Consider the following 2,202-nt stretch of genomic DNA (forward strand, 5'->3'; position numbering starts at 1 on the left):
CTGTCTTGTCTTCTTCCCTACACTCCTTCCTACACTTCTCCCTACACTCTCCCCTACACCACTCGATGCGGGCTGCCGGTCGTCATCGCAGGTCAGCACTGGTTTCCGGGCTTGCCCGCGAGCGTGAAGACCCTCTCCGCCCGGTCAGCGGCGGGGAGGGCTGGTCTCATGTGCCGGGCCGGTGATGACTTGCAGTCAGGGGGTCTGGTGTCGGTGACCGGCGTGACCGGTCACCGGTCACAGCGTCCCGCGTCTCGTGACCGGTCACCGCTCACGGGCCCGGAGGCCTGTGACTGGTTCCGTACGGGGGCGTTACCGTGTGCGTGATCGATTCCATGAGCGCGGGGTGTGGGGTGGCAGCACGACACGGGCGCGGCCGGTGGGCGGCGCTGGCTGGGGCGTTGGCGCTGTGCGCGGTGGTGACCGGCTGCGGGAGCGGCGGCAGCGACAGCAAAGTCGCGGCGGCGCCCTCGACGACGGCGGTGAGCCGGGCGCCGGCCGATCCGGATGCCGCGCAGAAAGCCGCGGTGCTGGCCGCGTACCGGAGCATGACCGACGCGGAGGCGCGTACGTACGCCACCGCGAAACTCGACCCCGGCCTGTCCCGGTACGCGGTCGACCACGCGCTGACCGACATCAAGCTGACTCTGTACGCGCAGCAGCAGGCGGGCACCGTGCAGAAGGGGAGCGTGACGCGCTCGCCGAAGGTGACCGCGATCGACACGGCCGACGACCCGATGAAGGCCACCGTGACCGACTGCGCCGACTCCACGCACTACAACGAGGTCGACGCGAAGACCGGCAAGGCAACGCCGTACAACGGGTCACGCCGCCACGTGGTGACCGTGACGGCGATGCGGCCGAAGTCCGGGACGTGGAGGTTCTTCACGTACACCATCGACCGGCAGCGCACGTGCTGAGCGGCAAAGCCGCGGCGGCCGGACTCGGGCTCGTGCTGCTCCTGGCGGTGCCCGCCGAACCGGCAGCGGCGGACGGCGGCGGGGTGACCTGTCCCCAGACGAAGCTCAACTGCGACGTGACCGCGACCCAGCCGGGCACCGGGCAGTCGAGCAAACCCGGCAGGCAGCCCGCGAGCAGCGGCAAGGCGGCAGGCAAACCCCGCTGCGTGCTGGCGGGTAAGCCGGTGCCCTGCTCCACCCCCGACATGGGCACGTTCAACGCAGCGGACGCCTGCTACTGGGAGCCGATCAAGGACCCCGAGCCACTGGACTGGAAGGTCGCCATCGGTCTTCCGGACGGCTGGAAGCCGGGCGATCCCGGCAAGCTGTACAACGTCACCTGCCCCGGCAGCATCGCGGACCTCCAGCGGGGCGGGGTCACGTACGCCCGTACCGCCCCCGGTGGCGGCGTCGACGTCCAAGCCCTCGCCCGCGAAGCCGTCAAGAAGCTGCCGCTGCGCGGCCCGGACATCGGGATCGCGCCGCGCCCAGACGGCACGGGCGTGGTGGGCATGCCCGTGTGGATGTGGAACAAGCCGGGCCCCAGCCGTACGGGGCCGGCCACCGCGTCCGCGAGCACGGGCGGCGTCACGGTGAGCGCGATCGCCCGCGTGGCGCGGGTGGTGTGGGACATGGGCGACGGCGGCCACCCGGTCACCTGCACCGCCCCCGGCACCCCCTACGACGCCTCGTACGGGCTGAAGACGTCCCCCGACTGCGGTTACCGCTACACCCGCCCCAGCACCACCGCAGCGGGCGACCGCTACCCCGTCACCGCGACGACGACGTGGAACATCACCTGGACCGGAGCGGGACAGAGCGGCACCCTGACCGCGACCCGCCGCTCTGCGAGCTCCGTACGCGTCCACGAGGTCCAGGTCGTCAACTGACACCGGCAGCGACGCCTTCGCCTTCGTGCTCCTGGTCCCGCGAGGCGGGCGGGAGGACCCTGGAGAGGTGACGAGCAAGAACGTCCGGCGCTGTGGCCAGTGCGGCAGGCCGCTGCCCGGGGAGAGCCGGTCCTCGCGCCGGTACTGCTCCGCGGCCTGCCGCACGAAGATGTGGCGCTGGAAGCGGGAGCGCGAGCAGTGGTGGCAGACGAACGTGGAGTTCGCCGCCGCCCTGCGGGAGGGCCGCGCGTACCACCGGCCCCGCAAGCGCTGCCCGGTCTGCAAGAGCTGGTGGTTCACCGGCGAGGCCACCGGCGGCACCCGCAAGCGGGTGGATGCCGTGTACTGCTCAC

At 71.7% G+C, this 2,202-nt stretch carries 3 protein-coding genes; all 3 read left to right on the forward strand.

The window, feature by feature from the left end:
• The first annotated feature begins 353 nt into the window (after window positions 1-353).
• A complete protein-coding gene (locus LCE31_RS39080; protein ID WP_225022999.1) occupies window positions 354-920 on the forward strand; it encodes a hypothetical protein in 567 nt (188 codons plus the stop codon).
• Complete coding sequence (locus tag LCE31_RS39085; RefSeq protein WP_225023000.1) at window positions 914-1,849, forward strand: ATP/GTP-binding protein; 936 nt, start codon at window positions 914-916, stop codon at window positions 1,847-1,849. The genes LCE31_RS39080 and LCE31_RS39085 overlap by 7 nt, the downstream gene beginning before the upstream one ends.
• Window positions 1,850-1,916: 67 nt before the next feature.
• Window positions 1,917-2,202 (forward strand): hypothetical protein (locus tag LCE31_RS39090; protein ID WP_225023001.1); only part of this gene is annotated, 286 nt, incomplete at its 3' end.

Source organism: Streptomyces sp. 8L, assembly GCF_020176795.1.
Classification (GTDB): Bacteria; Actinomycetota; Actinomycetes; order Streptomycetales; family Streptomycetaceae; genus Streptomyces.